Here is a 25,375-nt window from a genome sequence, read left to right as displayed (position 1 = left end):
TCATGGCTACGGAAGCCGTAACCCAGATCATTGCCGTGTCGCAGACGGTGGAGGCCGTCGCGGAGCAGGCGTTCTACATTCCGATGACGGGCCCTGCCGCACGGCCGCGGCGCTCGCTCAAGCATGACGACACCTTCATCGTGCTCGACAGCCACGGCGACATCGGCGCTTCGGCGGGTGGGCCGGACGGGCTGTTTCACTACGACACGCGCTATCTGGCGCGGCTGGAGCTCGTGCTCGACGATCTCCAGCCGCTGCTGCTCGGCTCGAACCTGCGTGACGACAATTCCGCGCTGACCGTCGATCTCACCAATCCCGACATCTATCGCCAGGGGCGCATCGTGCTTCAGAAGGATCTGCTGCACATCGTGCGCACGATCTTCCTGTGGCGCGGAACCGCCTATCAGCGCATCGGCGTGCAGAACCACGGCGAGCTGCGCGCCGGCGTCGAGCTGACGCTGCTGTTCGACAACGATTTTGCCGACCTGTTCGAGGTCCGCGGCGAGCGACGGCCGCGGCGCGGGACCGGCACCAGCCGGCTGCTCGGGCCGACCGACGTGCTGTTCGAATATCACGGCCTCGACGACGCCGAGCGCACCACCGCGCTGCATTTCGACCCGCGTCCGACCCGGCTCTCGGTCAATGCCGCCACCTGGCAGCTCGAGCTGGACCCGCACCAGGCGAAGTCGCTGTTCGTCGCCGTGTCCTGCAACCGGCCGGTGACGCAGAAGCCGGCGCGGTTCTTCGCGGGTCTGCTTGCTCATCGCCGCGAGATGCGCCGGTCGACGATGGGCGCGGCGAGCATCGAGACCTCCAACAACATCTTCAACGAGGTGCTGTGCCAGGCCATGGCCGACCTCAACATGCTGATGACGGAGACGCCGCAGGGGCGCTATCCCTATGCCGGCATACCCTGGTACTCGACGACCTTCGGCCGCGACGGGCTGATCACCGCGCTCCAGATGCTGTGGGTCGATCCGCGTGTCGCAAAGGGCGTCCTGCGGCGGCTCGCGCATTTCCAGGCGAAGACGATCGATCCGCTTGCCGACGCCGCGCCCGGAAAGATCCTGCACGAGATGCGCGGCGGCGAGATGGCGGCGCTGCGCGAGGTGCCGTTCGCGCAATATTACGGCAGCGTCGATTCGACCGCGCTGTTCGTCCTGCTCGCGGGAAGCTATTTCGAGCGCACCGGCGACGAGGCAACGCTGATCGAGCTGTGGCCGGCGATCGAGGCGGGGCTCGCCTGGATCGACGGTCCCGGCGATCCGGACCAGGACGGCTTCGTCGAATATCAGCGCGCCACCGAGAAGGGACTGGCCAACCAGGGCTGGAAGGATTCCTACGACGCGATCTTCCATGCCGACGGCCAGCTCGCGGAAGGCAATATCGCGCTGGCCGAAGTCCAGGGCTACGTCTACGCGGCCAAGCTGTCGGCGGCGCGCTGCGCGCTGCGGCTCGGCAAGCCGGACCGCATGCGCAAGCTCGAGGCCGACGCCAAGGCGCTGGCCGAGCGCTTCGAGCAGGCATTCTGGTGCGAGGAACTCGGCACCTATGCGCTCGCCCTCGACGGCAGGAAGCGGCCCTGCAAGGTGCGAACCTCGAATGCCGGGCAGGTGTTGTTCAGCGGCATGGTTCGCGAAGACCGCGCCCGCCTCGTCGCCGCCGATCTGATGCGGCCGCATTTCTTCTCGGGCTGGGGCATCCGCACCGTCGCGCAGGGCGAGGTACGCTACAATCCGATGTCCTATCATGACGGGTCGATCTGGCCGCACGACAACGCGCTGATCGCACTCGGGCTCGCGCGCTACGGGCTCAAGCATTCGGTGGCGCATGTCTTCAGGGGGCTGTTCGACGCTGCAACCTACATGGACCTGCGCCGGCTGCCCGAATTGTTCTGCGGCTTCCGGCGCGAGAAACGGCGCGGCCCGACGCTCTATCCCGTCGCCTGCGCGCCGCAGGCCTGGGCCAGCGCGACGCCGTTCACGCTGTTGGAGGCGGCGCTGGGCATCGAGTTCGATGTGGCGCGCGGCGAGATCCGGCTGCGCAACCCGCATCTGCCGTCGTTTCTGAACGAGATCATCCTGCACGATCTGCGCCTGGGCGATTCCAGCGTCGATCTGCGGGTCAGCCGCCACGGCGACGACGTGGCGCTGGAGGTGTTGCGCACGCGCGGCCAGATCCAGGTGTCGATCGTGCTGGCGCGCTAGCGGAACGCGGCGAGGAGGGTGTGATGCGTGCGATCGGAGCGTTGATCCTGGGCGTGGCGATCGTCGCGGGCCTGACGGCCGCGATTTCGCGCGCCGCGGAGGAGCCGCCCGCAGGCCAGAGCGAGGCCAATGCGCCGGCGACGGCTCCGCCGCCGGCCTCGACCGTGCCCGTCACGCCCAAGGATGCCGCCCCGCCGCCGTCGGTGACGATCATCGGGGCGAGCGAGGCCCATGGCGTGCTCGGCCGCGACGTGCGCAGCGCAGCCGACGAGGACATGGGCCACGTCGTCGACGTCATCGTCGACCGCACCGGCCATGTCCGTGCCGCCGTGATCGATTTCGGCGGATTTCTGGGCGTCGGCAGCCGCAAGATCGTGGTGGATTGGAACGCGATGCGGTTCGGCAAGATTGCCAACAAGAAGGACAGCATCACGCTGGAGCTGACCAAGGCGCAGGTTGCGGCCGCGCCGGAGTACAAGGAAGACACGCCGATCGTCGTGCTCGGCGCGTCCGGCAGCCTTCAACCGCTGCGAGCGATCCAGTGAGGTGCCGGGAGGGCTGACCGCCTGTGCTGTTGTCGAGAAAGCCGAACCCTGCAGATCGCGGTGGCCGCGTTGAGCAAGACGACGTCGCCGCCGCGCTGCCGGCCGGCCTGCCGGCGCCCTCGCGCCAGAGCCTGCGCGGCCTCGACTGGTTCATCTTCTTCCTCGCCGACGTGCAGACCGGGTTCGGGCCGTTCATCGCGGTCTACCTGACGACGCAGAAATGGACCCAGGTCGAGATCGGCCTCGTGCTGTCGATCGGCGGCATCGTCGCCCTGATCGGGCAGATGCCGGGCGGTGCGATCATCGATGCCGCGAAGTCCGAGCGGCTGGTCGCGGCGCTTGCGATCGTGACCATCGGCTTCTGCGCGCTCGCCTATGCGGCGATGCCGATCTTCCCCGTCGTGATCGCGGCGGCCACGCTGCACGCGGCGGCAAGCTGCGTGCTGGGCCCGGCGATCGCGGCGATCAGCCTCGGTCTCGTCGGCCCGCTCGCGATCGGTGAGCGCCTCGGCCGCAACGCCCGCTTTGCCTCGCTCGGCAACGGTGTCGCGGCGGCGGTGATGGGCACGGCCGGGTATCTGCTGTCCAGCCGTTCGGTGTTCCTGGTCACGTTCCTGCTCGCGATCCCGACCCTGATCGCGCTGTCGCGCATCCGCGAGGAGGAGGTCGACATCGCGCGCTGTCACGGCGAAATGCCGCGCGAAGCGCCGGTTCCCGGCGACACGAATATCTGGCACCTCATCCGGCAGCGGCCGCTCATCGTCTTCGCACTCAGCGTGTTGCTGCTGCAACTGGCCAATGCCGCGATGATGCCACTGATGGCGAGTGCGGTGACGGCGCGGTCGAGCCAGTGGGCGACCGTCCTCGTCGCCGCCTGCATCATCGTGCCGCAGGCGATCGTGGCCCTGCTGTCGCCGACGGTCGGGCGCAAGGCGCAGCTCTGGGGCCGGCGGCCATTGCTGTTGATCGGATTCGGTGCGCTGACGATTCGCGGCCTCCTGTTCGCGACCGTGCGCGATCCGTATCTGCTGGTGCTGGTGCAGGTGTTCGACGGCCTCACCGCCGCGGTGTTCGCAGTGATGATCCCGCTGATCGTGGCCGACGTCGCCTTCGGCAGCGGTCATTTCAATCTGGCGCAGGGGATCGTCGGCACCGCAACCGGGATCGGCGCATCGCTGAGCACCGCGCTCGGCGGCTATGTCAGCGACAAGTTCGGCAACGCCACTGCCTTCATCGGGCTGTCTGGCGTCGCGGCGACCGGGCTGTTGCTGATTCTTCTGATGATGCCCGAGACCCGGCGCACGGCATGACCACAAGAGAAAATGGCCGGTCGAAACGGGTTCGGCCGGCCAAGTCTGGCAGGGAGGAACTGAGAAGACGATCAGGCGTCCAGATTGTGCAGGCGCGCCCGGTTGCGCAGCACGATCTGGCGGGCGCCGGAGAAGCCCAGAATGCCCTGGGCGTGAAGCTGTGACAGCGCGCGCGAGACGGTCTCGAGCGTGAGGCCGAGATAGTCGCCGATGTCGCGGCGGCACATCGGCAGCGCCATCATGCCGGCAACGGCGAGGCGGCGGTCCATTTCCAGAAGGAAGGTCGCAACGCGCTCCATCGCGGTCTTGCGGCCCAGCAGCAGCATGTGGTCCTCGGCGTGACGCAGCTCGGAAGCCGTCATGGCCCAGAGCTTGCGGGCGACTTGCACGTCGGTACCGGCGGCCTTCTCGAGGCTGGCGCGCTTCACGAGACGTACGGTGGTGTCGATGATGGCCTCGGCGGCAAGGCGGTGGGTCGGGCCGGATTCGAGGCCGAACACGTCGCCGGGAAGATGGAAGGCGCCGATCTGGCGGCGGCCGTCGGAGAGGAGCTTGTAGCTGCGCACCGCGCCGGTGACGACCTGGTAGACGTACTCGGCCGGCTCGTCCTCACCGTAGATCTCCTCGTCCTTGCGGTAGGAGAACTCCGTGGCGACGAGGCCGACATGGCCGGTGATCGCGCCGAACTGGTCGGAGACGGGATGGACAGGGGCAATCTTGCCACCGATCTGGGTGTTGATCGCCTTGGTGTTGAGTGTCTGGGTCAGCATCTGCGCCATCTCCGTTGTGATGAAGCATTGCTACCGGCGATCGCGCAATCCGGAAATTTCGCGCGTTATCTTAAGGAGGTTTACCTACGTAGAATCCCGTAGGGAGAACATGATCCACAAAATGTGCACCGGTTTTCGGAAAAATGCATGCACAAACAATGACCTGAAGCGCGATCAGGATTGCTCAGTTGCCGCGCCGGTCCGTGATGGCCCGGCGGATGCGCTTGATCAGGTTCTCGTCGAGGAGCGGCTTCAGGATGACATCTTTTATGCCCGCCGCCGCCGCTCGGGCGGAAATGTTGCCGTCGGGATAGCCGGTGATGAGGACCACGGGCGTATCGTCGTGGGATTGGCGCAGGCGGCCGGCAAGGTCGATGCCGTTGATGTCAGGCATCTTGTAGTCGATCACGTAGCAGTCCGCTCCCGCAGCGCCGCTCGCGTTGAGCAGCGCCGTGCCATTGCGGAAGGTCCGCACGGCAAAGCCGTCGATTTCCAGCAGGAAACGCAGGGATCCCAGAACGGCTGCATCGTCGTCGACCACATAGACGGTCGGTTTTGCGGAGGACGACGGCCGCGTATGGTGTGAGCTGACCTCGATCATGCTGCTTGACTAGCACGGGGCCAGGCAAGGGCCTTGACCTGCCTCAATCCTTGAGCATGCCTGCGCGCATCGCCAGCCGCACCAGCTCCGACAGGCTGCCCGCCTGCATCTTGGTCATGACGTTGGCCCGGTACACCTCGATGGTGCGCGGGCTGATGTCGTATTCGCGGGCGATCAGCTTGTTGGAGAGGCCCGCGATCAGCCCCTCCATGACCTGGCGTTCCCTGGGACTCAAGGAGGCGACGCGGGCGGCGACGTCCTGCGCGATGGCATCGCTCTTGGCGGCCGGCTCGGCCTGGCGGATCGCCGTTTCAATCATGGTGATGAGACGATCGTCCTCGAACGGCTTTTCCAGGAAGTCGACCGCGCCGAGCTTCATCGCCTCGACCGCGAGCGGCACGTCGCCATGACCGGTCATGATCAGGATCGGAAAAGGGCTGTTCTGCGCCTTCATGCGCTTCAGAAGCTCGATCCCGTCGAGCCCGGGCATGCGCACGTCGGAGACGACGCAACCGAAGGCGAGGCCCGGCAGCGTGTCGAGGAAACCTTGCGCGGTGTCGAACAGAGTCACCTTGTAGCCCGAGGAATCGAGCAGGAAGTTCAGCGAATCCCGCATCGCCTCGTCGTCGTCGATGACGTAGACAGTTCCCTTGGTGGTCATGGGCTAATTCTCATCGGCTGCCGGCAGGGTGAAGCGGAATGTCGCTCCGCCCGATGCGTTGCTCTCGGCCCACATTCGGCCGCCGTGAGCCTCGATGATCGAGCGGCTGATCGACAGCCCCACGCCCATGCCGGTTTCCTTGGTGGTGAAGAAGGTCTGAAACAGGTTTGGAATGACATCGCTCTGGAAGCCGGAGCCGGTGTCGGAGACCTCCACTTCGATCATGTCGTCCGCGACGGGGGTGTTGGCAACGACGAGCTCGCGCCGCTGCGACTGCGCCATCGCTTCCAATGCGTTGCGGAACAGATTGACCAGCACCTGCTGGATCTGCACCCGGTCGGCGAGGACGAGATCGGCGCCCGGATCGAGTCTGAAGCGGAGCTGCACGTTCTGCTCGCGCGCGCCGGCGAGCCCGAGCGCGCCGGCCTCCTCGATCAGCTTGGACAGGCTCTCGACCCGCTTCTCCGATTCGCCGCGGGAGACGAAGTCGCGCAAGCGGCGGATGATCTGGCCGGCGCGCAAGGCCTGCTCCGAGGCGCGGTCCAGCGCGCTTTCGATCTTCGGCGTGTTCGGATCAGCGCTGCCGGCGAGCAGCCGCCGCGAACCGTTCATGTAATTGCTGATCGCCGCCAGCGGCTGGTTGAGCTCGTGGGCGAGCGCGGAGGCCATTTCGCCCATCGCGGTCAGCCGCGAAACGTGGACGAGCTCCGACTGCAGCTCCTGAAGCCGCGCCTGGGTCTGCTGGTGCTCGGTGAGGTCGCGGACGAAGCCGGTGAAATAGGGCTCGCCGCCCGACTGCATCTCGCCGATCGACAGGTGCATCGGAAAGGTGGTGCCGTCGCGACGCTTGCCGGTCACGATGCGGCCGATGCCGATGATGTGCGGATCGTTGGTGGTGCGGTAGCGGGCGATGTAGCCGTCGTGGCGGGAGCGGTCGGGCTCCGGCATCAGGATGCTGACGTTCTGGCCGATCGCCTCGTGCTCGGCCCAGCCGAACAGGCGTTCGGCGGCCGTGCTGAAGAGCTGCACGATGCCGTGGCCGTCGATGACGATCATGGCATCGGGGATGGTCTGGAGGATGGAGCGCAGGTGGGTCTCGCGCGTGCGCAGCGCTTCCTCGACCTGCTTCTCCTCGTCGATGTCGAGAAAGATGCCGCTGAGATGACGGGCCGTCCCGGCCTCGTCCCGAATGAGCCCCGCCCGGGCACGGATCCATTGACCCGTGCCGGAGCTGCCTGCGACCTTGAAGGACACGTCGAGGCCGCCGCCACGCTCGGAGACACGCTTGATCGCGCTCTCCACGCGCTCCCGGTCTCTGGGCTCGAGGCGCGACAGGAAGAGCTCATAGCTCGCCGGCTGGTCCCACGCGACGCCGAGCAGGCTCCTGGCGGTGTCCGACCAGTCCAGTTCGCGCGTTGTGAGGTCGAGATCCCAGGTGCCAACGCCGAACCCTTCGATCCGGACCCGAAAATGCTCACCCCGACCGTCGTCTGGCGGATGCGTTACGCGGGTCGGCGACAAGCGATGACTCCCATCTTCGTGCGGCGGGGCAGGCTGCCGCGAACAGGCCGGCAATTTCGCCCATGGCCGGGCCAGAGGCAAGTTCGGATGTCTGATTTCACTGGCGGATTTCCCGCGGCATGGCGCCATGCGATTTGATCTATCTCATCCTGCCTTGGCTCGGCCGGGCTAGATTTCGCGCCAGTTCATTGCCCCGGAGAGTCCCGATGACATACGCGACCGTGATGGTCAGCCTGGCGCTCGACCAGTCCAACGAGGCGCGTCTTCAGCTCGCGGGTGAACTCGCCGAGCGATTCGAGGCGGCCATCGTCGGTGTCGCCGCGGCGCAGTTCGCGCCGCCTCTTTATTTTACCGACGGCGCCGCCGCCCAGGGGCTGATCGACGAAGGCGAAGCTTCGGTCAAGCGGCGGCTTGCCGATCTGGAGGCGCAATTCCGCGCTGCCATGGCAAATCGCGGCGGTCGCGCGGAATGGCGTAGCGCCGTGGATTTTCCCGAACGATTCGTCCTGGCGCAGGCGCGCTGCGCCGACATCGTCGTCAGTGGTGGGCAGAGCCCGGCCTTCTCCGACGCGTTCGCGCTCGCAAGTCCCAAGGACCTGGTGATGCAGGCCGGCCGGCCGCTGCTGGTCGTGCCCGACAAGGCCCGCTGGCTCGACCTGCGCAGCGTGCTGGTGGCCTGGAAGGATACGCCAGAGGCACGGCGGGCGGTGGCGGACGCGCTGCCGATGCTGCGCAAGGTGAGGGACGTCACCGTCGTCGAAATTGCGGAGCAGGGCGACGACCGTTCGGTCGCAATGGCCGGCGTCACCGACGTGGCCGCCTGGCTCGCCCGTCACGGCGTCGCCGCGAGCGCGCGGGTCGCAGAGGCCGTTCGGAACGAAACCGCCGCGGCGCAATTGGAGAAGGTTGCCGGTAACGTTGAGGCCGGCCTGATCGTTGCGGGCGCCTATGGTCATTCGAGGTTTCGTGAGTTGATCCTGGGAGGCGTCACCCAGTATCTGATCACGCAATCCGCCCGTTGCGTGTTGCTGTCGCACTGACGGTCGCCAAAAAGACGAATCGAGGAGGACGCGCCGTGTACAGATTTCTTGAACAGACGGTCGACGGCTACATGACGCGCAACGTCAGGACGGTGCGGCGCGATCTCGACATGCTCGAGCTGAGCGAGATGTTCGAGCGCGACGATTTCAACTCCTATCCGGTCGAGGACGACGGACAGGTGGTCGGCATCGTCACCAAATTCGACATCCTGAAGTGCTTCGCCTTCACGCCGAGCCAGATGCTGCCGCGCTATCAGGACCTGATGAGCCGCACGGTCGGCGACGTCATGACGCCAGAATTCATCTATGTCAGCCCCGACACGCGGCTGACGCGCGTGCTCCAGATCATGGTCGAGCATCGCATCAGGAGCATCATCGTGCTCGACGGCGCCCAGAAGCTGGTCGGCATCATTGCCCGCGAGGACGTCATCAAGGCGCTGAAGGCGACGGCGACGGGCTGACGCTATTCGCGCGACAAGACCCACATTGCTCCCGTGCTTTACGGGAATCTTGTTTCTCTTCCCTTCTCTCCTTGCGGGAGAAGGTGGCGCCCTCTCCCGCAAGGGGAGAGGTCACTTCAACTGGCCCGCCTCGCTCACATTGACAGAAATCCATCCATCTTGATTTCAATCAATTCCCCGCGAGGGTGAATGTGGTTTCTGGCTGCGTGTTCTTTCGAAAGAGAATCCGCATGAGCCAGCCCTCCATCTCCAAATCCATGACCATCGGTGAAAGCGGCCTGGCTGTCGTGTTCGCAGTCACCGCCTTCCTTTGCGTGATCGCCGCGGCCAAGGCGCTCGATGCGCCCTTCGCCTTCCATGCCGCGCTCAGCGCAGCAGCGAGCCTCGCCGCGGTGTTCTGCATCGTCAACCGCTACTTCGATCGCCCTGCGATGCTGCCGCCGGCGGAGATCAACGGCCGCCCCAACTACAACATGGGCCCGATCAAGTTCTCCTCCTTCATGGCGATGTTCTGGGGTATTGCCGGATTCCTCGTCGGCCTCATCATCGCCTCGCAGCTGGCCTGGCCCGCGCTGAATTTCGACCTGCCATGGACCAGCTTCGGCCGCCTGCGTCCGCTGCACACCTCCGCGGTGATCTTCGCCTTCGGCGGCAACGTGCTGATCGCCTCGTCGTTCTACGTCGTGCAGAAGTCGTGCCGCGTGCGCCTTGCCGGCGATCTCGCGCCGTGGTTCGTCGTGGTCGGCTACAACTTCTTCATCCTGGTCGCCGGTACCGGCTATCTGCTCGGCGTCACCCAGTCGAAGGAATATGCCGAGCCGGAATGGTATGCCGACCTCTGGCTGACCATCGTCTGGGTCGCCTATCTGCTCGTCTTCCTCGCCACCATCATCAAGCGCAAGGAACCTCATATCTTCGTCGCGAACTGGTTCTATCTCGCCTTCATCGTGACGATCGCGGTGCTGCATCTCGGCAACAATCCGGCGCTTCCCGTTTCCGTGTTCGGTTCGAAGTCCTACATCGCCTGGGGCGGCATCCAGGACGCCATGTTCCAGTGGTGGTACGGCCACAACGCGGTCGGCTTCTTCCTGACCGCCGGCTTCCTCGCCATCATGTACTACTTCATTCCGAAGCGCGCGGAGCGGCCGATCTATTCCTATCGGCTGTCGATCATCCATTTCTGGGCGCTGATCTTCCTCTACATCTGGGCCGGCCCGCACCATCTGCACTACACGGCGCTGCCGGACTGGACGCAGACGCTCGGCATGACCTTCTCGATCATGCTCTGGATGCCCTCCTGGGGCGGCATGATCAACGGCCTGATGACGCTGTCCGGCGCCTGGGACAAGCTGCGCACCGATCCCGTGCTGCGCATGCTCGTTGTCTCCGTCGCCTTCTACGGCATGTCGACCTTCGAAGGCCCGATGATGTCGATCAAGGTGGTCAACTCGCTCAGCCACTACACCGACTGGACCATCGGCCACGTGCATTCCGGCGCGCTCGGCTGGGTCGGCTTCGTCTCCTTCGGCGCGCTGTACTGCCTGGTGCCGTGGGCCTGGAATCGCAAGGGGCTGTACAGCCTGAAGCTCGTCAACTGGCACTTCTGGATCGCGACCCTCGGCATCGTCCTCTACATCTCGGCGATGTGGGTGTCCGGCATCCTCCAGGGCCTGATGTGGCGCGCCTACACCTCGCTCGGCTTCCTCGAATATTCCTTCATCGAGACCGTCGAGGCGATGCATCCCTTCTACATCATCCGCGCGGCCGGCGGCGGCCTGTTCCTGATCGGCGCGCTGATCATGGCCTATAATCTCTGGATGACCGTTCGCGTCGGCGAACAGGAAGTCCAGATGCCCGTCGCTCTTCAGCCGGCGGAATGAGGAGCTTCCCCATGTCGTTCTGGTCACGCCACCAAATCTTCGAAAAGAACTCGATCATCCTGATCGTCGGCATTCTGCTGGTGATCGCGATCGGCGGTCTCGTCGAGATCACTCCGCTGTTCTACCTCAAGAGCACGATCGAGGCGGTCGACGGGGTCAGGCCCTACACGCCGCTGGAGCTGGCGGGGCGCAACGTCTACGTCCGTGAAGGCTGCTATCTCTGCCATTCGCAGATGATCCGGCCGCTGCGCGACGAGGTCGAACGTTACGGCCACTTCTCGCTCGCCGCCGAAAGCATGTTCGACCATCCGTTCCAGTGGGGCTCGAAGCGCACCGGTCCCGACCTTGCCCGCGTCGGCGCCAAATATTCCGACGACTGGCACGTCACCCACCTGACCAACCCGCGCGCGATCGTGCCGCAGTCGGTGATGCCGGGCTATCCGTTCCTGAGTCAGACCGAGGTCGATCCGGACTCGATCACCGACCACATGCGCACGCTGAAGGCCGTCGGCGTGCCCTACACGGACGACCAGATCGCGAGCGCAGGCGCCGATCTGAAGGCCCAGGCCGACCCGGACAATGCCGGCGGCGACGCCTTCAGCAAGCGCTACGCCAAGGCCGTCGTGCGCAACTTCGACGGCAAGACCGGCACGCCGACCGAGATGGACGCGCTGATCGCGTACCTGCAGATGCTCGGCACGCTGGTCGACTTCAAGCTCTACAACGAGAAAGCCAATCTTCGCTGAGAAGGCATGAACGATGAAAGCTATCCTGACAGTCCACAATCTTGCGTCCGAGCTGGTGACGACGATCTGGACGCCGGTGTTCGTCGCGATCTTTCTCGCGATCATCGCCTACGCATTTTGGCCCCGTAACAAGGCTGCGTTCGACGAGGCGGCAAGCCTGCCGTTGCGGGAGGAGTGAGAGACCATGACCGATCATAGCGAAGTCGATACCGTCACCGGCAAGTCCACGACCGGACATGAGTGGGACGGCATCAAGGAGCTCAACACGCCGCTACCGCGCTGGTGGGTGATCTGCTTCTACCTCACCATCATCTGGTCGATCGGCTATTGGATCGTCTATCCGGCCTGGCCGCTGATCCAAAGCAATACCACGGGCGTGTTCGGATATTCGTCGCGCGCCGACGTCGCGGTCGAGCTCGCCAATCTCGAGAAGATCCGCGGTGACAAGATGGTTGCGCTGGGCGCAGCCTCGCTCGCCGACATCGAAAAGGACCCGGCGCTGCTGGCGCTCGCCCGTGCCAAGGGCAGGACCGTGTTCGGCGACAATTGCGCGCCGTGCCACGGCTCCGGCGGCGCCGGCGCCAAGGGCTTCCCGAACCTGAACGACGACGACTGGCTGTGGGGCGGCACGCTCGACCAGATCATGCAGACCATCCAGTACGGCGCGCGTTCCGGCCACGCCAAGACGCATGAAGGCCAGATGCTCGCCTTCGGCAAGGACGGCGTGCTGAAGGGCGACGAGATCGTCACGGTCGCGAACTATGTGCGGTCGCTGTCGGGCCTCTCGACACGCAACGGTTACGACGCCGCCAAGGGCGAGAAGATCTTCGCCGAGAATTGCGTGGCCTGCCATGGCGACGGCGGCAAGGGCAATCCGGAGCTGGGCGCACCGAACCTGACCGACAAGATCTGGCTCTACGGCTCGGACGAGGCGAGCCTGATCGAGACCATCAGCCAGGGCCGCGCCGGCGTCATGCCGGCCTGGGAAGGGCGGCTCGATCTCGCCACCATCAAGGCGATGGCGGTCTACGTCCACTCTCTCGGCGGCGGCAAATAGCAGGCCCGCACTCAATGGGTATCTGCGGGGGCGAACAAAAATGCCCCCGCTTGCGCTGGATCAACTGACGCGGCGGCACCGGGTCTAGGTTTAATCGCACCTCTTCGAGAAGCCCCAAGCGATGAACAAGACCGTGAACCCGAAAGACCTCATATCGGAAGACAACAACGGGCCGCTCTACGCCGCGCGCAAGAAGGTCTATCCCCAGAGCGTCAACGGCACGTTTCGCCGGATCAAATGGGGCCTGATGGCGTTCTGCCTCGGCGTCTACTACTTCCTGCCGTTCGTGCGCTGGAATCGCGGCCTCGGCGCCCCGAGCCAGGCCGTGCTGATCGATCTCCCCAACAGCCGCTTCTACTTCTTCTTCATCGAGCTGTGGCCGCAGGAGGTCTACTACTTCACCGGCCTCTTGATCGTCGCCGCGGTGGCGCTGTTCCTGATGAACTCCATCGGCGGCCGGATCTGGTGCGGCTATCTCTGCCCGCAGACGGTATGGACCGATCTGTTCTACGCGGTCGAGCGCCTGGTCGAGGGCGACCGGCGCGAGCGGATGAAGAAGGACAAATCCTCCGACCCGATGAAGCTCGAGCGCATCTCCGAGATCGTGCTCAAGCATTCGATCTGGCTGCTGATCGCCTGGTGGACCGGCGGCGCCTGGGTGCTCTACTTCAACGACGCGCCGACCCTGGTGAAGGAGCTCGTCACCTTCCAGGGGCCGGTGATCGCCTATGTCTGGATCGGCATCCTCACCGCGACGACCTATCTGCTCGCCGGCTACATGCGCGAGCAGGTCTGCACCTACATGTGCCCGTGGCCGCGCATCCAGGCCGCGCTCACCGACGAATGGGCGCTCAATGTCACCTACCGCTATGACCGCGGCGAGAAGCGTACTTCGGTCAAGAAGGCCGCCGAGCTGCGCGCGCTCGGCCAGCAGGTCGGCGATTGCGTCGATTGCTACCAGTGCGTCGCGGTTTGTCCGACCGGCATCGACATCCGCAACGGACCGCAGATGGAATGCATCCAGTGCGGCCTCTGCATCGACGCCTGCGACAACGTGATGGCCAAGATCGGCCGGCCGAAGCGGCTGATCGGCTACGACAACGACATCAACATCCATCGCCGCCAGGAAGGCAAGGCGCCGATCTACCGCATCGTCCGGCCCCGCACCGTCGTCTACAGCGCGATCATCGCGGCCGTCGGCGGCTTCATGATCTATACGCTGGCGACGCGCAGCCTGCTCGACGTCAACGTGCTGCACGACCGCAATCCGGTCGCGGTCAAGCTCAGCGACGGCTCGATCCGCAATGCCTACACGGTGCGGCTGCTGAACAAGAGCGGCTATGACCGCGTCATCGCCATCGACGCGCACGGCCCCGCCAACGCGACCATTCACGTCATAGGCATCGATTCCGTGACGCCGGACCGGCCGATGATCGTGATCCCGCGCGACTCGACCAGCGAGCTGCGGCTGCTCGTCACCGCGCCGGCCGAGAACAATCCGGAGAAGTCGATCCCCGTCCGCTTCCACGTCACCGATATCGGGCTCGGCGAGGTCGCTTCCGCCACCGACAACTTCGTCTCGCCTTGAGGAGTGAGGAGACTGCCATGGCTTCCAAGCCGCTGACCGGAACCAAGGTCTTCCTGATGCTGGTCGCCTTCTTCGGCCTCGTGATCGGCGTCAACGTGACCATGATGAAGCTCGCGATCGCGACGCTGCCCGGCACCGACGTCGACAGCCCCTATGCGGCGGGCCTCACCTATGACCGCGAGATATCGGCGGCGCAGGACCAGGCCGCGCGCAAATGGAAGGTCAACGCCCATATCGAGCGCCGCAACGACGGCGGCGCATTGGTTCAGGTCGAAGCCCGCGATGCAAGCGGCCAGCCGATCGCCGGACTGAAATTCGGCGGCCGCCTGGAGCGGCCGACCGACAAGCGCGCCGATCTCGCCGTCGAGCTGTCCGAGGCGGGCATCGGCGTCTATCGCGGCAACGCCGCATCCGTCGCGCCGGGCCAGTGGGACCTGGTGATCGAGGGTGAGGCACGGGGGACGCGCGTGTTCCTGTCGCGCAACCGCGTGATCCTGAACTGAAGGAATTCGTCATGCACGTCACGCGGGATTTCTCGCATTACGTCCGGGCCGCGGGCGAAGGCGTCCAGCATATCGACCTCGCGGTCGAAGGCGTTCACTGCGCCGGCTGCATGGCCAAGATCGAGCGCGGATTGTCGGCCATTCCCGACGTCACGCTGGCGCGCGTGAACCTCACCGATCGCCGCGTCGCGCTGGAGTGGAAGGCGGGCACGCTCGATCCCTCCCGCTTCATCGATCGGCTCGAGGAGCTCGGCTACAAGGCCTATCCGTTCGAGACCGAGAGCGCGGAGGAGGCCGAGGTCGCCGAATCCCGCTTCCTGCTGCGCTGCCTCGGCGTCGCCGCGTTCGCCACCATGAACGTGATGATGCTGTCGATCCCGGTATGGTCCGGCAACGTCTCGGACATGCTGCCCGAGCAGCGCGACTTCTTCCACTGGCTGTCGGCGCTGATCGCATTGCCGGCTGCGGCCTATGCCGGCCAGCCGTTCTTCCGCTCGGCCTGGCGCGCGCTGTCGAACAAGACCACCAACATGGATGTCCCGATCTCGATCGGAGTGTGCCTTGCGCTCGGCATGTCCGTGGTCGAGACCATCCATCACGCCGAGCACGCCTATTTCGACGCCGCGATCATGCTGCTGACGTTCCTGCTGGTCGGTCGCTTCCTCGACCAGAACATGCGGCGGCGGACCCGCGCGGTCGCCGGCAATCTCGCCGCGCTGAAGGCGGAGACGGCGGCCAAGTTCGTCGGCCCCGATGAAATCTCGCAGGTGCCGGTGGCGGCGATCCATCCGGGCGACATCGTGCTGCTCAGGCCCGGCGAGCGCTGCGCGGTCGACGGCACCGTGATCGAGGGGCGTTCCGAGATCGACCAGAGCCTGATCACCGGCGAGACGCTCTATGTCACGGCCGAGCAGGGCACGCCGGTCTATGCGGGATCGATGAACGTCTCCGGCACGCTGCGGGTGCGGGTCTCGGCGGCCTCGGAGGCGACTCTGCTCGCCGAGATCACGCGGCTGCTCGACAACGCGCTCCAGGCCCGATCGCGCTACATGCGCCTCGCCGATCGCGCCTCGCGGCTCTACGCGCCGGTGGTGCATGCGACCGCGCTGATCACCATCCTCGGCTGGGTCATTGCCGGCGCGAGCTGGCACGATGCGATCGTCGTCGGCGTCGCCGTGCTGATCATCACCTGTCCCTGCGCGCTCGGTCTTGCGATCCCCACGGTGCAGACCGTGGCCTCGGGCGCGATGTTCAAGTCCGGCGTGCTGCTCAATTCCGGCGATGCCATCGAGCGTCTTGCTGAGGCCGACCACGTCATCTTCGACAAGACCGGCACGCTGACGCTGCCCGATCTCGAAGTGATGAACGCAGCCGACATTCCCGCCGACATCTTCGATCTCGCCGGCCGTCTTGCGCTGTCGAGCCATCACCCCGTCGCCGCTGCGGTGGCGCAGGCCGCCGGCGCCAAGTCTCCCATCGTCGGCGCGGTCGAGGAGGCCGGGCAGGGCGTGCGTGCAACCGTGGACGGCGCCGAGATCCGTCTCGGCCGGCTGTCCTTCTGTGGCGCGGAGGCGCTGGTCACTGATGTGACCTGCCTCGATCCCGAGGCCTCCATCGTGGCCTTCAGCAAGGGCGGCGAACGGTTCATCCTGTCGGTGCGTCAGGGCCTGCGTCCGGATGCGCAGGCCGTGATCGCGGCGCTGAAGGCGCGCAATATCGGCATCGAAATCCTCTCCGGCGACCGCGAGCCGGCGGTGAAGGCGGCGGCGCATGCGCTTGCCATCCCCGAATGGCGCGCCGGCGTCACGCCGGCCGACAAGATCGCGCGGATCGAGGAGCTGAAGCGGCGCGGCGTCAAGGTGCTGATGGTCGGCGACGGCATGAACGATGCGCCGTCGCTGGCGGCGGCCCATGTCTCGATGTCGCCGATCTCGGCCGCGCATCTCAGCCAGGCCACCGCCGATCTCGTCTTCCTCGGCCGGCCGCTCGCCCCGGTCGTCGCCGCCATCGATTCGGCGCGCAAGGCGCTGCATCTGATGCGGCAGAACCTCTGGCTTGCGATCGGCTACAATGTCCTCGCCGGGCCGGTCGCGATCAGCGGCGTCGTGACGCCCCTGATCGCGGCGGCGGCCATGAGCGGATCGTCGATCCTGGTCATGCTGAATTCGCTGCGGGCCCGCAGCGCCTCGCGGGAGATCGTGTGATGGAGATCCTCGTCATCCTGGTCCCACTGGCGCTGGCATTGGGTGGAGCCGGTCTCGTCGCCTTCCTCTGGTCGCTGCGAAGCGGCCAGTACGACGATCTCGACGGCGCCGCCTGGCGCGCGATTGCCGACGACGAGCCGCCGCAGGAAGCGCCGGCCAAGCGCTAGCGCGCGATGAGATTGGGATGAATCGTCATGGCGCTTTAGGTTATTTTTGAGCATGATCTTTCCGGAAAACCGCTGCGCGCTTTTCCGGATCATGCTTTGGGCGCCGTTCATCGAATTGCCACAGGCCTTCCGGATCGTGAGTGGTCCGCAGTCGAAAGGCCCCGCAAGTGGTGTCCGCGAACGATTTGGAATCCGCCCTTGATCGGGTCCGCGCTAACGCTGCGGGACCGGTCGCCGGCGTGTTCGGCCCGGCTTCGGTGACCTGGCGGATGGACCGGGAGGCCGTGATCTTTCTCGGTGCCGGCCGAGCGCTGTTGCTGCAACTGGCCCATCCCTGGGTCGCCGCCGCCATTGCCGAGCATTCGAAAACCCTTGCCGATCCGATCGGCCGCTTTCATCGCACCTTCGACATCGTGTTCGCGATGGTGTTTGGCTCGCTGGACCGGGCGCTGCTGTCGTCGCGGCAGCTGTACCGGCGCCACAGCATGATCGTCGGCGAGATGCCCGAGACCGTCGGTCCCTTCGCGGCCGGCTCGCGCTACTGCGCCAACGACATCCCCGCGCTGCGCTGGGTCCATGCGACGCTGGTCGACACCGCGCTCATGGCGCACGATCTGGTCCTTCCGCCGCTCTCGGCCGAGGAGCGCGAGCGCTACTGGGCCGAGAGCCGCCTGTTCGGCGCCCTGTTCGGATTGACGGGGGATGACTTGCCCGCGGACTGGTCGGGCTTCGCAGCCTACACTGCGGCGATGGGGCAGGCGGATACGCTGACCGTCAGCCCGGCGGCGCGCGAGGTCGCCGCACAGATCTTTGGCGGCGCGCGTCCGTGGCTGCGGCCGCCACGCTGGTATCGCGCGCTGACCGCGCGCATGCTGCCGGAGCGAATGCGCGCAGGCTTCGGGTTCGAGCTCGAGGCGCGGGACATCAGAGCCGCCGACAACGCGCTGAGATGGATACGGCGCGTCTATCCGAAATTGCCGGACCGGCTGCGTTATGTCGGTCCCTACCAGGAAGCGCAGGCCCGGCTGCGCGGCGAGCCGCGACCCGACTGGATGATACGGTGCCTGAACAGGGCCTGGATTGGCCGGTCGCAGATGGACGCGCGCGGGAAGGGGTGAAGGCCTCCGCTCTTGGCGCCGTCGCCCTTCGAGGGCCGCTGAAGAAGCGGCCACCTCAGGGTGTGATAGAGTGCCGTGCGGTGCTTCCACACCGTCATTGCGAGGAGCCCTTGCGACGAAGCAATCCAGATCCCTCCGCGGAGACAGTCTGGATTGCTTCGCTGCGCTCGCAATGACGGAGGATGTGGAAGCGGCGTCGCGTCTCAGACGGACGCGAGCTTCCGGTACAGTGCGCTGTAGCAGCCGGCCGAGATGCTCCAGGAGAACGATCGTCCCATGGCGCTGCGGCGCATGGTGTCGAGCTGGTCCTGCGTCATGAACGCCTCGAACGCCCGGCGGACGCCGCCGAGGAAGGAATCGTGCGAGGGTCTTGAGAACAGGAAGCCGGTCTCGCCGTCGGTGATGGTCTCGGCAAGGCCGCCGGTCTGGTGTCCGATCGGCAGCGAACCGAAGCGCTGGGCGTACATCTGGCTGAGCCCACAGGGCTCGAAGCGCGACGGCATCAGGGTGAAATCGCTGCCGGCAAAGATGCGCCGCGCCTGCGCGTCATTGAAGCCGATCGCAACCCCGATCGCGTCGGGGCGGCGGCGATGCGCGTCGATCAGCGCCTGTTCGAGCGCCGGCTCGCCGGAGCCGGTGACCACGATCTGCCCGCCGGCATCGACGATCTCGTCGGCCGCCGCCAGCACGAGGTCGATGCCCTTCTGGTGCACGAGCCGCGCGACGATGCCGAACATCGGGCCGCGCGATACCGCGAGCCCGAACTGCTTGCGGACATAGTCCGCATTGGCCTTCTTGCCGACCCAGTCGCCGGCGCCGAATTGCTGGGCGAGCTGGGCGCAATAGCGCGGGTCCCAGCTCTCGTCGATGCCGTTGAGGATGCCGGTGAGCTCGGCAGCGTCGGAGCGCAGCCGCAACAGGCCTTCCAGCCCGCAGCCGAATTCGGCCGTGGTGATCTCGCGCGCATAGGTGCCGCTGACGGTGGTGAGGTGCGAGGCATAGACCAGTCCCGCCTTGAGGAAGGAGAGCTGGTCGTAGAACTCGACGCCGTCGATATGGAAGGAGCTCTCCGGTGCGCCGATCCGCCGCAGCGACTCCTTCGGGAAGAGGCCCTGATAGGCGAGGTTGTGAATGGTCAGGATCGACGGCAGCTTGGCGCCGCGCCAGGCGAGGTAGGCCGGCACGAGCGAGGCCTGCCAGTCATTGGCATGGATCAGGTCTGCTGCCCAATTCTTGTCCAGCTTGCCCATGGCCAGCTCAGCGGCTGCCGAGGCGAAGCGCGCAAAACGGATGTCGTTGTCGGGCCAGTCGCGTCCGGACTCGTCGCCATAGGGATTGCCGGGCCGGTCATAGAGTTGGGAGCACAACAGCACATAGACCGGCAGGCCGTCCTTGGTCGCGGCCCGTCCGAGCGAGCAGGCCGGCATCTCCGCAAACGGCGGACAGCGGCCAACGATCTGAATATGCGTGAGTTGCTCGATGATATCGCGATAACCCGGAAGCATGATCCGGATATCGGCGAAGGGACGAAGCGCACGGGGGAGCGCCGCGGAAACGGCGCCGAGTCCGCCGACGCGGACGAAGTCGTCCATCTCTGTCGTGACGAACAAGACCCTCAAGAACAGATGCCCTCTTCCGATCCCTCTTGCTGCTATGCAAGAACGGGTCCAGTTGCTCCAAGCTTTCCAGGCCCGTCCACGAGACGCATCGGATCGGTAAAGACTTTCCTACTCAGCCGCCGCCCTCTAGGGTCGGCGCACCAACAAGAGAGAACGTTGATCGTTCCTAAGGGACCCGAGGACGCAGGCATGCAGGTAGCAGATAAGCATGAGGGGACGACGACAAAGGCCTTCTCGGGCCTGCGGGTCCTGGATTTTTCGACCACCATCGCCGGTCCCCATTGTGCGCGGATGCTCGCCGACATGGGGGCCGAGGTCATCAAGATCGAGACCGACGGCGGCGAGACGATGCGGACCCGGCCTCCGCTGCGCAAGGGATGCAGCACCGTGTTCGGCCAGCTCAATGTCGGCAAGCGGAGCGTCGTGCTCGACCTCAAGTCCGAGGACGGCAAGGAGGCGGTCCGCCGGCTGGCCGCGACCGCCGACATCCTGGTCGAGAACTTCCGCCCCGGCGTGATGGGCCGGCTGCGGCTCGACTACAACAGTCTGCGCCCGGTCAATCCCCGGCTGATCTATTGCTCGATCTCCGGCTATGGCCAGACCGGCCCCTCGGCCGAGCTGCCGGCCTATGCCCCGGTGATCCATGCGGCTTCCGGCTATGACATGGCGCATCTCGCCTACCAGCCCGGCCGCAACCGCCCGGACTATTGCGGCATCTACCACGCCGACGTCGTCACCGGCACCTACGGCTTCGGCGCGATTGCGTCTGCGCTCTATCAGCGCACGGTCACCGGCCTTGGCCAGCACATCGACGTCTCCATGCTGGAATCGATGCTGTCACTGACGCTGATCGAGTTGCAGAGCTCGCAATTCGCGGTGAAGCCGCCGCCGCGGCCGATGTTCGGCCCGACCGAGACGGCGAACGGCTACGTCATGATCACCGTCGCCAGCGAGAAGACGTTTCAGGGATTGATGGGCGTGATTGGCCGCCCCGAATGGATCTCCGATGTTCGCTTCTTCACCTACGCCGCGCGGCGCGAGAACTGGGCCGACCTGATGGACGGTGTCGAAGACTGGTCGCGGCCGCTCACGACCGATGCGTGCCTCGCTGCGCTCGGCGCGGCCGGTGTGCCGGCCTCGGCCTATCGCACCGTATCCGAGCGCTGGCTGATCCGCAGCTCGCCCACCGGCAGGCGCTCTCGGTCGTCGAGGACGAAGGCGGCTCGTTCCGGGTCCTCAACCTGCCGTTCCGGATGTCGGGCGCGGACACGGCGCCGGGCAAGACGATGGCGGTGCTCGGCGAGCACACGCATGAGCTGCGCGAGGAGGTCGGCCTCGCCGACGACGCGCCAATTCTGTCGGGCAGAACCGCCGTGCAACGCTGAAGCCGGCGCGTCGTGCGGCAAGCAATGCGGCCTTGCGTCCGGCCGGCTTGTCATCATCGGCCGGCGTCAACTAGACAGGTCGAGGTTTGTCTCGTGCCGCCGGCCATGGCATGCTGGCACGACAACAAGAAACATGCGGGAGGACGCCGATGAAGAGTTTCAAGGTCACCGATTTCAAGGCGCCGCTGCAGGAGTTCGACGAGGCCACGCCGCAGCCGTCCGGCACGCAGGTGCTGATCAAGGTAAAGGCCGCCGGCGTCTGCCACAGCGATCTCCACATCTGGGAAGGCGGCTACGATCTCGGCCACGGCCGCAAGCCGCTGTCGCTGAAGGACCGCGGCATCAATCTGCCGCTGACGATGGGGCACGAGACTGTCGGCGAAGTCCTCGCCTTCGGTCCCGACGTGAAGCCGACCGACCAGGGCGATCTGAAAGCGGGCGATGTCGGCCTCGTCTATCCCTGGATCGGCTGCGGCAAATGCCCCACCTGTCTCGGCGGCGACGAGAACATGTGCCTGACGCCGCGCTCGCTCGGCGTCTATTGCGACGGCGGCTATTCCGATCACATGCTGGTGCCGCATCCGCGCTACCTGCTCAACCTCAAGGGGCTCGATCCCGCGACGACTGCGCCCTATGCCTGCTCGGGCGTCACCACCTACAGCGCGCTGAAAAAGGTCGAGCAGCATTTCGACACGCCGATCGTGATGTTCGGCGCCGGCGGTCTCGGCCTGATGGCGCTGTCGCTCCTGAAGGCGATGGGCGGCAAGGGCGCGATCATGGTCGACATCGACGCCAGGAAGCGCGAGGCGGCTGAGAAGGCGGGCGCGCTCGCGACCGTCGATCCCAAGGCGCCGGACGCGCTGGAGCAGCTCGCCAGGAAGGCGGGCGGACCGATCCGCGCGGTGATCGACCTCGTCGGCAATGCCGCCACGACGCAGCTCGGCTTCGATTGCCTGACCAAGGGCGGCAAGCTCGTCATCGTCGGCCTGTTCGGTGGCGGCGCCACCTGGGCGCTGCCGCTGATCCCGATCAAGGCGGTGACGATCCAGGGCAGCTACGTCGGCAATCTGCGCGAGACGCAGGAGCTGCTCGAGCTCGTGCGAACCAAGAAGGTGCCGCCGATCCCGGTGACGCCGCTGCCGCTCGCCAAGGCCAACGACGCGCTGCTGCAATTGCAGCAGGGCGCGGTGGTCGGGCGCACGGTGCTGACGCCGTAACCAATCCTCTCTCCATCGTCATTGCGAGGAGCTCTTGCGACGAAGCAATCCAGAATGTCTCCGCAGACGCAGTTCTGGATTGCTTCGCTTCGCTCGCAATGACGGCTTGGCTGACTCCATCTCTTGAGGCCTTCGAAATGTCCGCAAACAACGCCTTCCACATTGCCGTGCTCGCCGGTGACGGCATCGGTCCCGAAGTCATGGCGCCGGCGATCGAGGTGCTGCGCAAGATCGAGCAGAAATCGGATTTGCGCTTCCGCTTCACCGAGGCGCCGGCCGGCGCCAACAACTATCTCGCGACCGGCAAGTCGATGCCGGACTCCACGATCAAGCTGTGCGAGGACGCCGACGCGATCCTGCTCGGGGCCTGCGGCCTGCCGTCGGTGCGCTACCCCGACAACACCGAGATCGCGCCGCAGATCGAGCTGCGCTTCATCTTCGATCTCTATGCCGGCGTGCGTCCGGCGCGGCTGATTCCGGGCGTGCCGAGCCCGATCGTCGGCGCCGACAAGCGCGGCATCGATCTCGTCGTCATCAGGGAGTCCACCGAAGGCCTGTTCGCCTCGATGGGCAAGGGCGTCGTCACCCATGAGGACGCGCGCGAGACCATGGTGATCACGCGCCGGACCTCGGAGCGCTTGTTCGAATTTTCGTTCCGCCTTGCCGCGCGGCGCAAGGCGCGCGGCAAGCCGGGCGCGCTGACCTGCGTCGACAAGGCGAACGTGTTCAAGGCGTTTGCCTTCTTCCGCGGCATTTTTGACGAGATCGAGAAGAAACATCCGAACGTGAAAACCGACCGGCTCTATGTCGACGCCTGCTCGGCGATGCTGGTGAAGCGGCCCTGGGATTTCGACGTGATGGTGATGGAGAACATGTTCGGCGACATCGTCTCCGACATCACGGCGAGCCTGATCGGCGGCCTCGGCATGGCGCCGTCGGCGGACATCGGCGACAAGTACGCCGTGTTCCAGCCCTGTCACGGCACCGCGCCCGACATCATGGGGCAGGGCAAGGCCAATCCCACCGGCATGATCCTGTCGGCGGCGATGATGCTGGACTGGCTCGCCGACAAGCACGGCGTCGAGGGCGCGGCTGAAGCCGGCGAGACGATCGAGCGCGCGGTGGATCAGGTCTATGCCGGCGGCATCAAGCCGATGGAGTTCGGCGGCAGCAACGGCACCGCCGATATCACCAAGGCAGTGCTCGCGGCGCTGTAGTCGAGCCACGCGTGTGAGAAAGGGGCCTCGAGGCCCCTTTGTCGTTACCAGCGACGCCAGTGGCGGTGGCCGTAGTAGCCATAAGGCCGGCCATAGAAGCGGCGCGGACCGCCGTAATAACCATAAGCGCCATAATAGTTCGGACGCCACCAGCAACGGCCCCACTGATTACAGACCATACGGACCTGATCGACGTCCACAGCCGGGCCGCTTGCAATCCGATCGGCCTGCGGGATGCCGTTCGGCATTGCCGCGAGCGCCGAGCCCGACGCGAGCGCCACGCCGCCGACGGCAGCCAGACCAAGAACAGCAAACCTGAGTTTCATCGCAATCTCCCTCATTGTTGGCGAGAGAACTTTCGACAGATCAACTAGTTGCTATCGCGTCGCAGGCGCGCAGGAATTTAATCTTCCTGAATGACGGTTCAGATTCAGCGCCCCTGGAACTGCGGCCTGCGCTTCTCCATGAAGGCCTGCCGGCCCTCGCGAAAATCAGCGGAGTCCATGCACGCATTGCCGATCGCCTTGATCGCGCCCATGTCGCGCGCGCTTTCGTCCTTCAGCACCTGCGCGATGGTGATCTTGGCCGCCTTGATCGCGAGCGGGGCGTTCTGCGAGATCGTCTCGGCGATTGCCATGGTCTCGCCCCAGAGCTGATCCTCCGGGAACACGCGCTCGACGAGGCCAATGCGCAGCGCCTCCGCGGAATCGATGCGCATGCCCGTGTACATCAGTAGCCGCGCCCAGGACGGGCCGACCAGCGACACCAGGTGCCGCAAGCCGTCAAAGCCGTAGGCGATGCCGAGCCTGGCGGCGGGAATGCCGAACTGGCTGTCGTGCGAAGCGATGCGGATGTCGGCGAGCATCGCGACCTGCATGCCGCCGCCGAGACAGAAGCCCTGGATGCAGGCGATCGTCGGCTTGGGATAGTCGGCGAGCAGCGCACGCTGCGCGGCGCTGCGCTTGGCATATTCCTCGGAGGCGGCTGCGTTGTGGCGGGTCTTCTCGAACTGGCTGATGTCGGCGCCCGACACGAACGCCTTGCCGCCGGCGCCGCGCAGGATCACGACGCGCACCGCCTCGTCGTCGCGCAGGCTCGTCAGCGCCTCGCCAAATCCCTCCCACATCTCCAGCGACATCGCGTTGCGCTTGTCGGGATTGTTGAAGGTGATCACACCGACGCCATCGGCGGCATGCTTGAGGATCTTGCCCTCGGCGTAAGGTGTTTCGGTCGTGCTGAAAATGTCGGGCATCGCGCGCTCGCTTGTCGTTGGCGAGGCGCAATGTGCTGCGGAGGCGCTGCCGCGGTCAACGGCGACAGAGCGGCTTGCATCCGCCTGTGCTGCGATTGCATGGCCCGGCACGGCGACGGGCGTGCAAAGCCGGGGGTGCATGACAGCCAAATGGGCAAGAAAAAGGGGCGGTCAGGCCGCCCCGAGAAGTACGGGCCGCGCGCGGAAGGCGCGCGTGCCAGGTCTGATCCAATGGGGCCTCGTTCAATCCGGCCACGCCCCCGCGACGCGGCGGATTGAACATCGGCCGTAAAGGCCAGACCCTCG

Annotated in this window: 23 protein-coding genes and 1 pseudogene; 17 read left to right on the top strand and 7 right to left on the bottom strand. The window is 65.8% G+C overall.

Annotation, left to right across the window (positions count from 1 at the left end):
• Window positions 1-2 precede the first annotated feature (2 nt).
• Genes GPL20_RS12690 through GPL20_RS12680 form a run of 3 tightly spaced genes read left to right on the top strand, consistent with a single transcriptional unit; the run spans window position 3 to window position 4,062 of the window.
• The gene (locus tag GPL20_RS12690; protein ID WP_157329805.1) at window positions 3-2,207 is read left to right on the top strand and encodes an amylo-alpha-1,6-glucosidase; all 2,205 of its coding nucleotides are present in this window, start codon (window positions 3-5) and stop codon (window positions 2,205-2,207) included.
• A 23-nt stretch (window positions 2,208-2,230) separates the two neighbouring features.
• Window positions 2,231-2,752 (top strand): PRC-barrel domain-containing protein, encoded by a 522-nt coding sequence (locus tag GPL20_RS12685; protein ID WP_157329804.1) that lies wholly within the window; start codon window positions 2,231-2,233, stop codon window positions 2,750-2,752.
• 23 nt (window positions 2,753-2,775) lie between these two features.
• Entirely contained in the window at window positions 2,776-4,062 is a 1,287-nt protein-coding gene (locus tag GPL20_RS12680) for an MFS transporter (protein WP_347340031.1), read from the top strand.
• Window positions 4,063-4,133: 71 nt separating this feature from the next.
• On the opposite strand, the gene GPL20_RS12675 is transcribed toward GPL20_RS12680, so the two are convergent.
• The 4 genes from GPL20_RS12675 to fixL form a co-directional block, all read right to left on the bottom strand.
• Window positions 4,134-4,832 (bottom strand): helix-turn-helix domain-containing protein, encoded by a 699-nt coding sequence (locus GPL20_RS12675; protein WP_167533003.1) that lies wholly within the window; start codon window positions 4,830-4,832, stop codon window positions 4,134-4,136.
• Window positions 4,833-5,016: 184 nt separating this feature from the next.
• A complete protein-coding gene (locus GPL20_RS12670) occupies window positions 5,017-5,433 on the bottom strand; it encodes a response regulator (protein WP_157329802.1) in 417 nt (138 codons plus the stop codon).
• Between the two features lie 43 nt (window positions 5,434-5,476).
• Complete coding sequence (gene fixJ / locus GPL20_RS12665; RefSeq protein ID WP_157329801.1) at window positions 5,477-6,094, bottom strand: response regulator FixJ; 618 nt, start codon at window positions 6,092-6,094, stop codon at window positions 5,477-5,479.
• A gap of 3 nt (window positions 6,095-6,097) precedes the next feature.
• Complete coding sequence (gene fixL / locus GPL20_RS12660) at window positions 6,098-7,615, bottom strand: sensor protein FixL (protein ID WP_157329800.1); 1,518 nt, start codon at window positions 7,613-7,615, stop codon at window positions 6,098-6,100.
• A gap of 206 nt (window positions 7,616-7,821) precedes the next feature.
• Here fixL and GPL20_RS12655 point away from each other — a divergent pair, with 206 nt between their 5' ends.
• The 11 genes from GPL20_RS12655 (at window position 7,822) to GPL20_RS12605 (ending at window position 18,379) form a co-directional block, all read left to right on the top strand.
• The gene (locus tag GPL20_RS12655) at window positions 7,822-8,655 is read left to right on the top strand and encodes a universal stress protein (RefSeq protein WP_157329915.1); all 834 of its coding nucleotides are present in this window, start codon (window positions 7,822-7,824) and stop codon (window positions 8,653-8,655) included.
• A gap of 35 nt (window positions 8,656-8,690) precedes the next feature.
• Entirely contained in the window at window positions 8,691-9,116 is a 426-nt protein-coding gene (locus tag GPL20_RS12650; protein WP_254126212.1) for a CBS domain-containing protein, read from the top strand.
• Window positions 9,117-9,346: 230 nt separating this feature from the next.
• Complete coding sequence (gene ccoN, locus GPL20_RS12645; RefSeq protein ID WP_157329799.1) at window positions 9,347-10,996, top strand: cytochrome-c oxidase, cbb3-type subunit I; 1,650 nt, start codon at window positions 9,347-9,349, stop codon at window positions 10,994-10,996.
• A gap of 11 nt (window positions 10,997-11,007) precedes the next feature.
• Window positions 11,008-11,742, top strand: coding sequence for a cytochrome-c oxidase, cbb3-type subunit II (gene ccoO / locus GPL20_RS12640; protein ID WP_157329798.1), 735 nt, complete (start codon window positions 11,008-11,010; stop codon window positions 11,740-11,742).
• A 13-nt stretch (window positions 11,743-11,755) separates the two neighbouring features.
• Window positions 11,756-11,920, top strand: a complete 165-nt coding sequence (locus GPL20_RS12635) for a cbb3-type cytochrome oxidase subunit 3 (protein ID WP_157329797.1) — start codon at window positions 11,756-11,758, stop codon at window positions 11,918-11,920.
• Between the two features lie 6 nt (window positions 11,921-11,926).
• Window positions 11,927-12,799 carry a cytochrome-c oxidase, cbb3-type subunit III gene (ccoP, locus tag GPL20_RS12630; RefSeq protein ID WP_157329796.1) on the top strand — a complete coding sequence of 291 codons (873 nt, stop codon included), beginning with the start codon at window positions 11,927-11,929 and terminating at the stop codon, window positions 12,797-12,799.
• 121 nt (window positions 12,800-12,920) lie between these two features.
• Window positions 12,921-14,387 carry a cytochrome c oxidase accessory protein CcoG gene (gene ccoG / locus GPL20_RS12625; RefSeq protein WP_157329795.1) on the top strand — a complete coding sequence of 489 codons (1,467 nt, stop codon included), beginning with the start codon at window positions 12,921-12,923 and terminating at the stop codon, window positions 14,385-14,387.
• Between the two features lie 17 nt (window positions 14,388-14,404).
• Entirely contained in the window at window positions 14,405-14,890 is a 486-nt protein-coding gene (locus tag GPL20_RS12620) for a FixH family protein (protein WP_157329794.1), read from the top strand.
• An 11-nt stretch (window positions 14,891-14,901) separates the two neighbouring features.
• Window positions 14,902-17,094 (top strand): cation-translocating P-type ATPase, encoded by a 2,193-nt coding sequence (locus GPL20_RS12615; protein ID WP_157329793.1) that lies wholly within the window; start codon window positions 14,902-14,904, stop codon window positions 17,092-17,094.
• Window positions 17,094-17,261, top strand: a complete 168-nt coding sequence (gene ccoS, locus GPL20_RS12610; RefSeq protein WP_092185865.1) for a cbb3-type cytochrome oxidase assembly protein CcoS — start codon at window positions 17,094-17,096, stop codon at window positions 17,259-17,261. Before GPL20_RS12615 ends, ccoS begins: the two co-directional genes overlap by 1 nt.
• A gap of 167 nt (window positions 17,262-17,428) precedes the next feature.
• Window positions 17,429-18,379 (top strand): oxygenase MpaB family protein, encoded by a 951-nt coding sequence (locus GPL20_RS12605; protein ID WP_254126223.1) that lies wholly within the window; start codon window positions 17,429-17,431, stop codon window positions 18,377-18,379.
• Window positions 18,380-18,582: 203 nt separating this feature from the next.
• Here the strand turns inward: GPL20_RS12605 and glgA are convergent, their stop codons facing one another.
• Window positions 18,583-19,998: a glycogen synthase GlgA gene (gene glgA, locus GPL20_RS12600; protein ID WP_157329792.1), complete on the bottom strand. Its 1,416-nt coding sequence runs from the start codon at window positions 19,996-19,998 to the stop codon at window positions 18,583-18,585.
• A 189-nt stretch (window positions 19,999-20,187) separates the two neighbouring features.
• On the opposite strand from glgA, the pseudogene GPL20_RS12595 reads away from it, so the two are divergent.
• From GPL20_RS12595 to GPL20_RS12585, 3 genes and pseudogenes are all read left to right on the top strand, one after another.
• Window positions 20,188-21,383 (top strand): annotated as a pseudogene (locus GPL20_RS12595) (CaiB/BaiF CoA transferase family protein).
• A gap of 149 nt (window positions 21,384-21,532) precedes the next feature.
• Window positions 21,533-22,600, top strand: a complete 1,068-nt coding sequence (locus GPL20_RS12590; protein ID WP_157329791.1) for an alcohol dehydrogenase — start codon at window positions 21,533-21,535, stop codon at window positions 22,598-22,600.
• Between the two features lie 137 nt (window positions 22,601-22,737).
• Entirely contained in the window at window positions 22,738-23,817 is a 1,080-nt protein-coding gene (locus tag GPL20_RS12585; protein WP_157329790.1) for an isocitrate/isopropylmalate dehydrogenase family protein, read from the top strand.
• A gap of 44 nt (window positions 23,818-23,861) precedes the next feature.
• Here the strand turns inward: GPL20_RS12585 and GPL20_RS12580 are convergent, their stop codons facing one another.
• Window positions 23,862-24,143, bottom strand: coding sequence for a hypothetical protein (locus GPL20_RS12580; protein WP_157329789.1), 282 nt, complete (start codon window positions 24,141-24,143; stop codon window positions 23,862-23,864).
• 104 nt (window positions 24,144-24,247) lie between these two features.
• Complete coding sequence (locus GPL20_RS12575; protein ID WP_157329788.1) at window positions 24,248-25,069, bottom strand: enoyl-CoA hydratase; 822 nt, start codon at window positions 25,067-25,069, stop codon at window positions 24,248-24,250.
• Window positions 25,070-25,375: the final 306 nt, after the last annotated feature.

Origin of the sequence: Bradyrhizobium cajani, assembly GCF_009759665.1 — a bacterium.
GTDB lineage: Bacteria > Pseudomonadota > Alphaproteobacteria > Rhizobiales > Xanthobacteraceae > Bradyrhizobium > Bradyrhizobium cajani.
Note: the sequence above shows the minus strand (reverse complement) of the source record. Positions and strands in the feature narration are given on the sequence as shown.

Coding starts and splice junctions, on each gene's coding strand:
- GPL20_RS12615 (WP_157329793.1), top strand. CDS start 14,902: ATGCACGTCACGCGGGATTTCTCGCATTACGTCCGGGCCGCGGGCGAA.
- GPL20_RS12655 (WP_157329915.1), top strand. CDS start 7,822: ATGACATACGCGACCGTGATGGTCAGCCTGGCGCTCGACCAGTCCAAC.
- GPL20_RS12670 (WP_157329802.1), bottom strand. CDS start 5,433: ATGATCGAGGTCAGCTCACACCATACGCGGCCGTCGTCCTCCGCAAAA.
- ccoO (WP_157329798.1), top strand. CDS start 11,008: ATGTCGTTCTGGTCACGCCACCAAATCTTCGAAAAGAACTCGATCATC.
- GPL20_RS12620 (WP_157329794.1), top strand. CDS start 14,405: ATGGCTTCCAAGCCGCTGACCGGAACCAAGGTCTTCCTGATGCTGGTC.
- GPL20_RS12580 (WP_157329789.1), bottom strand. CDS start 24,143: ATGAAACTCAGGTTTGCTGTTCTTGGTCTGGCTGCCGTCGGCGGCGTG.
- GPL20_RS12575 (WP_157329788.1), bottom strand. CDS start 25,069: ATGCCCGACATTTTCAGCACGACCGAAACACCTTACGCCGAGGGCAAG.
- GPL20_RS12690 (WP_157329805.1), top strand. CDS start 3: ATGGCTACGGAAGCCGTAACCCAGATCATTGCCGTGTCGCAGACGGTG.
- ccoG (WP_157329795.1), top strand. CDS start 12,921: ATGAACAAGACCGTGAACCCGAAAGACCTCATATCGGAAGACAACAAC.
- ccoP (WP_157329796.1), top strand. CDS start 11,927: ATGACCGATCATAGCGAAGTCGATACCGTCACCGGCAAGTCCACGACC.
- GPL20_RS12590 (WP_157329791.1), top strand. CDS start 21,533: ATGAAGAGTTTCAAGGTCACCGATTTCAAGGCGCCGCTGCAGGAGTTC.
- ccoN (WP_157329799.1), top strand. CDS start 9,347: ATGAGCCAGCCCTCCATCTCCAAATCCATGACCATCGGTGAAAGCGGC.
- ccoS (WP_092185865.1), top strand. CDS start 17,094: ATGGAGATCCTCGTCATCCTGGTCCCACTGGCGCTGGCATTGGGTGGA.
- GPL20_RS12685 (WP_157329804.1), top strand. CDS start 2,231: ATGCGTGCGATCGGAGCGTTGATCCTGGGCGTGGCGATCGTCGCGGGC.
- GPL20_RS12585 (WP_157329790.1), top strand. CDS start 22,738: ATGTCCGCAAACAACGCCTTCCACATTGCCGTGCTCGCCGGTGACGGC.
- GPL20_RS12675 (WP_167533003.1), bottom strand. CDS start 4,832: ATGCTGACCCAGACACTCAACACCAAGGCGATCAACACCCAGATCGGT.
- fixJ (WP_157329801.1), bottom strand. CDS start 6,094: ATGACCACCAAGGGAACTGTCTACGTCATCGACGACGACGAGGCGATG.
- GPL20_RS12635 (WP_157329797.1), top strand. CDS start 11,756: ATGAAAGCTATCCTGACAGTCCACAATCTTGCGTCCGAGCTGGTGACG.